Below are 4,860 nucleotides of genomic sequence, written 5' to 3'. Positions count from 1 at the left end.
GACGACGCGTCCGCCACGCCGGGCGCCGCAGGCACGGGACGCGACGGTGCGTCGGCGGCACGGGCCACCGGCACGCCGCCGTCGCCCGCAGGCGCCGGGCCGCCCGTACCGGGACGCCCCTCCCCCGCCGCCGCCCGCAACAACGCGGCAGCACGGTCACGGTCCACGGCGCCGGCCGCCCCAGGCAGAGAATGTGACGACGCGTCCGCCACGCCGGGCGCCGCAGGCACGGGACGCGACGGTGCGTCGGCGGCACGGGCCACCGGCACGCCGCCGTCGCCCGCAGGCGCGGGGCCGTCCCCATCGGGACGCCCCTCCCCCGCTGCCGCCCGCAACAACGCGGCGGCGCGGTCACGGTCCACGGCGCCGGCCGCCGCGGGCGCGGGGGCCGGGGTGGGGTGGAGGAGGGCGGTGGCGGACGCGGTGTCCAGGGTGCCGTTCTTGTATCGGGTCAGGATCTCTTTCGCGTCCATCGGTTCCCTCGGGTCCTCGCGTGGCAGGGGGCGGGCGGTCGTACGGTCAGCGGCCGGTGTCGCCGTATGCGGCTTCGATGCGGTCGAGCACCTCGGGCAGCCGGAAGCTGGTGCGGTGCAGGTCGGCCTCGCGGGCTATCGCCTCGGTGGTGGCGGCCAGCAGCGGCGCGGCCAGTTCCTGTTTGAGGAGTTCGACGGAGGTGCGCGGCGGCCCGCACACCGAGCGGGCCACCTCCCGTGCGGTGCGCGGGACGTCCGCGTGGGGCACCACGCGGACGGGGGCGCCGCGTTCGCGGAGTTCGGCGCCGCGGTAGTTGCGGGCGGTGTAGAGCATCTCGGTGCCCAGTTCGCGGCCGAAGCGGGCGGGGAAGAGGTGGGTGGCGCCCATGCCGGGGGTGAATCCGTAGCGCATGAAGTTGCCCGCGTACAGGGAGCGTTCGCTGAAGACGGCGAAGTCGGCGTAGAGGGCGAGGACGAGGCCGCCGCCGATGGCGTGGCCCTGGAGGGAGGCGATCACCGGCAGGGGGCAGCGGGCGAAGACGCGGAAGAAGTCGTCGGTGTCGAAGCTGCCGTGGCCGCGGGCGAAGTTGACGAGTTCGCGTTGGGTGCCGCCGGCGCAGAACAGTTCGGGGCGGCCTTCGACGAGGACGGCGCGGGTGTCGGGGTCGGCGGCGGCGCGTTCGACGCAGTCGACGAGTTGTGCGGTCAGGGCGGGCGAGAAGGTGTTGCGGCCCTCGGCGTCGTCGAGGGTGACGACGGCCACCGGTCCTTCCCGGGTCAGCCGTACGACGGGCGCGGCGGCGCTGGTCGCGGGGGTGGTCATGCGGCACGCTCCGGGGCGGTGACGCGGCCGAGGAGCCGGTGGACGTGGGGGTCGGTGAGGCGGCTGAGGAAGGTGTGCGCGGCGTCGGCGCCGAGGTGTTCGTCGCGGGGGAACAGCCGTGTCCGCCAGGTCTTGAGCGCGCCGGTGGTGGACCGGTCGACGCGGCTGAGGTGGACCAGGGTGCGGCGCAGTGCGCCTTCGGCGTCGTCGGTGGCCTCGTCGGCCAGGCCGCAGGCGTGGGCGGCGGCCGCGTCGAGGTCCTCGGCGAGCAGGGTCGCGGTGAAGGCGCGCTGCTCGCCGGTGCGGCGGGCCACGAACGGCAATGCCATGGCGGGCACGAGGCCGACCAGGGCCTCGGTGAGCCGGAAGCGGGCGCGGGGGCCGGCGATGACCAGGTCGCAGGCGGCGGCCAGTCCCACGCCGCCGGCGTGGGCGTGGCCGTCGACGACGGCGACGGTGACGACGGGGGTGCTGGTGAGGCGCTCCAGCAGCCGCCAGTACGGGAGTTCGCCGGTGTCACCCGGGGCGGGCAGGGTGTCGGGCACGCCGCCCGACAGGTCGGTCCCGGCGCAGAAGTCGTCGCCGCCGGCGGACAGGACCAGGACGCGGCAGCCGGTGTCGGCCTCTGCGGCGTCGAGGGCGGCGTGGAGGTTGTCCAGGAGCAGGGGGGTGATGGCGTTGCGGCGTTCGGGCGCGTCGAGGCGGGCGCGGATGACGCCGCGGGCGCGGGTGAGGGTCACGGCGGTCATCGGGCGCCTCCGTCGAGCCACACGTACTCGCGGTGGTAGTCGCGTACGGCGGCGAGCACCAGGCGGCGTCCGCCGGTGAAGCGTTCCTTGGTGATCTGCGGGAAGCGGTCGAGGTCGAAGGTGAACTCCCGCATGCCGAATTTGAGTTCGGCGGTGGCGGTGAGCAGCGCGTCGTACTCGTCCATGCTCAGCTCGTAGCGTGCGTCGAGTGCTTCGCGGATGCCCATGGCGCGGACGGCGGCCTGGGAGGCGGGGGTGATGGTGACGCTGTAGAACTCGGAGGCGCAGCCGGAGCCGTAGGAGAAGACGCCGACGCGGTGTTCGCGGTCGATGACGGCGTTGTCGATGGTGGAGGCGAGGGCGAGGTGGACGGTGCCGGCGTAGATGTTGCCGACCTGCTGGGGATAGCGGATCGCCGGGCCGAGGCGGGTGGTGAAGTCGTCCTCGACGGCCTGGGGGGCCAGACCCTTCTTCAGTTTCCGCAGGGCGGCCCGGTGGGCGCCCTTGACCATGCCGGGGAAGGGGGTGTGCATGGCGAGCAGGTCGAAGGTGTCGAGGAAGTCGGCGCCCTCGACCTTGCGGGCGTAGTCGGTGAAGGAGCCCTTGAGGCAGTCGATGTAGGTGAGCAGGGACAGGTCGGTGTCGCCGGCCTCGGCCTCGGGGTCGGGGCGGCAGGTGTCCATGACCTCGTAGGAGTGGAAGCCGTTGGCGCCCGGGTCGAAGGCGGCGACGACGGGACGGTCGCCGACGAGCATGGCCACCGCTCCGGCGCCCTGGCTGGGTTCGACATAGGTGTGCGGGACGGGGCGGGCCACGTCGCTGCTGATGACCAGGGCCTTGGTGCCCTCGAAGGGGCTGGCGGCGACGGTGGCGGCGGCCATCTGGAGGGCGGCGGTGCCGCTGTAGCAGGCCTGTTTGGTCTCGAACAGGCGGCAGCTGCGCGGCAGTCCGAGGTGGTCGTGGACGTAGGTGGCCAGCGACTTGCCGAAGTCGACGCCCGACTCGGTGCCGACGATGAGCAGTTCGATCGCGTCGCGTTCGCTGTCGGTGAGGGCGTCGATGATGGGTTTGGCGGCGTTGACGGCGAAGGACACGGCGTCCTCGCAGTGCAGTGCGACGCTCTTGCGGGCCATCATCAGGTTGCCGATCCGGCTGTCGTCGAGGCCGCGGGCCGCGAACAGGGTCGGCACGTCGATGTAGGTCTCACCGCAGTAGGCGTTGATGGCTTCGATGCCGACCTGCTTCATGGTCTTCTCTCCGTAACTACAGGTTCTGGTGGCTTCAGGGCCGGGGGTCGGGGAGGCGGATCACCACGGAGGCGTTGATGCCGCCGAAGGCGAAGCTGTTGCTGAGTGCGGTGCGCAGCGGCAGGTGTTCGGCGGTGCGGCCGGCCAGCGGCACGGTGGTGTCGGGCTGTTCCAGGTTCACGTTGGGGTGGACGGTGCCCGCCCGCAGTTGCGCGACGGTGGCGGCGGCCTCGATCAGGCCGGCCGCCGACAGGCAGTGGCCGGTCAGCGGTTTGGTGGAGTTGACGCGCAGCGAGGTGCGGGCGCCGAACACCTTGGTGAGGGAGGCCGCTTCTGTGGTGTCGCCCAGGACGGAGCCGGTGCCGTGCGCGTTGACGTAGTCGATGTCGTCGGGCTCGAGGCCGGCGGTGGCGAGGGCGGCGCGCATGGCGGCCGCCTGGCCGTCGGCGTCGGGCTCGGTGCCGCGCCGGGCGTCCAGGCGCTGGCCGTGCCCGGTGATCTCGGCCAGGACCGGGGCTGCGCGGCGGCGGGCGGCGTGCGGGTGTTCCAGGACGAGCGCGGCGGCGCCCTCGCCGCGGACGAAGCCCTGGCGTGCGGCGTCGAAGGGCCGGCACATCCGGGCGGGTTCGTCACGGAAGTGCTCGTGGGCCATCGCCCCGGTGCGGCGCAGCGCCTCGGTCTCCACCGGGGACAGTTCGGCGACCGGGGCGACGACCAGGACGCGTTCGGCCCAGCCGGCGGCGACGGTACGGGCGGCCTGGATGAGGGCGAGGGTGCCGCTGGCCGAAGCGCCGCCCAGCGCCCAGCCCTCGCCGCGGATGCCGGTGAGCTCGCTGACCGCGCCGACCGTGTCCACGTCGAGGTGGGTCAGCGCGTAGGAGGCGCGCAGCCGGCCGGGGGCCCGGTCGTGGCCCAGGACGGTCGCCGCCTGGTGGGCGAGGGCGAGGTTGCTGCCGGCGACGATCAGCGCGGTGCCGTCGGCGAGTTGCTCCCCGGTCAGCCGCGCGTCGCGCACGGCGCGCAGCGCGACGCAGGCGGCGGTGCGGGCGGGCAGCGCGGCCCGGCCGGCGACCTTGCGCAGCCGGGCCGCGGTGGCGTCCTCGCCGGGCAGGTGCCGGTCGGCCCAGGCGGACAGGTCGAAGCCGTCGAGGGCGGCGACGGGCAGGGCGCCGGTGTCCTCGCCGCCGAGGGTCACCGCGCTGCGGCCGGCGAGCAGGGCGGCGGTGAAGCCGTCCAGGTCCTCGGCGAGCGGGGTGAGGACCGCGGCGGCGGTGACGGCCACGGGGCCGGGCAGCGCTTTCACGCGTGGGTGCTCAGGTGCGAGCGGAAGACGGCGACGAGCGAGCGCAGGTCCTCGGCCCGGGTCAGGGCGGCGCCCGGCACGGTGATGCCGAGCTCGTCCTGGGCCGCGATCACCACGTCCATGCGGTCGATGGAGTTGGCGCCGAGGTCGCGCATGCTGTGGTCGAGGGTGATGTCGATGCCGGCCGTCTCGGGCAGTACGTCGACGATCTGGGCGCGGATGACCGCGAAGATCTCTTCCTCTGTCATGGTCTGTGGTCGTCCTC

The 4,860-nt window shown here is 74.1% G+C and carries 5 protein-coding genes and 1 pseudogene; all 6 read right to left on the bottom strand.

Going from position 1 to position 4,860, the window contains the following annotated elements:
- Window positions 1-473, bottom strand: a pseudogene (locus ACIPJI_RS14240) (hypothetical protein); the annotation flags it as partial.
- 46 nt (window positions 474-519) lie between these two features.
- The gene (locus ACIPJI_RS14235) at window positions 520-1,296 is read right to left on the bottom strand and encodes a polyketide synthase (RefSeq protein ID WP_356622829.1); all 777 of its coding nucleotides are present in this window, start codon (window positions 1,294-1,296) and stop codon (window positions 520-522) included.
- The gene (locus tag ACIPJI_RS14230; RefSeq protein ID WP_356622830.1) at window positions 1,293-2,045 is read right to left on the bottom strand and encodes an enoyl-CoA hydratase/isomerase family protein; all 753 of its coding nucleotides are present in this window, start codon (window positions 2,043-2,045) and stop codon (window positions 1,293-1,295) included. Before ACIPJI_RS14230 ends, ACIPJI_RS14235 begins: the two co-directional genes overlap by 4 nt.
- Window positions 2,042-3,292 carry a hydroxymethylglutaryl-CoA synthase family protein gene (locus tag ACIPJI_RS14225; RefSeq protein ID WP_307710994.1) on the bottom strand — a complete coding sequence of 417 codons (1,251 nt, stop codon included), beginning with the start codon at window positions 3,290-3,292 and terminating at the stop codon, window positions 2,042-2,044. The genes ACIPJI_RS14230 and ACIPJI_RS14225 overlap by 4 nt, the downstream gene beginning before the upstream one ends.
- Before the next feature lie 34 nt (window positions 3,293-3,326).
- The gene (locus ACIPJI_RS14220; RefSeq protein WP_307710993.1) at window positions 3,327-4,595 is read right to left on the bottom strand and encodes a beta-ketoacyl synthase N-terminal-like domain-containing protein; all 1,269 of its coding nucleotides are present in this window, start codon (window positions 4,593-4,595) and stop codon (window positions 3,327-3,329) included.
- Window positions 4,592-4,843, bottom strand: coding sequence for an acyl carrier protein (locus ACIPJI_RS14215; RefSeq protein WP_005321585.1), 252 nt, complete (start codon window positions 4,841-4,843; stop codon window positions 4,592-4,594). Before ACIPJI_RS14215 ends, ACIPJI_RS14220 begins: the two co-directional genes overlap by 4 nt.
- Between the last annotated feature and the right edge of the window lie 17 nt (window positions 4,844-4,860).

Origin of the sequence: Streptomyces sp. NPDC086835 (genome assembly GCF_044745705.1) — a bacterium.
GTDB lineage: Bacteria > Actinomycetota > Actinomycetes > Streptomycetales > Streptomycetaceae > Streptomyces.
Note: the sequence above shows the minus strand (reverse complement) of the source record. Positions and strands in the feature narration are given on the sequence as shown.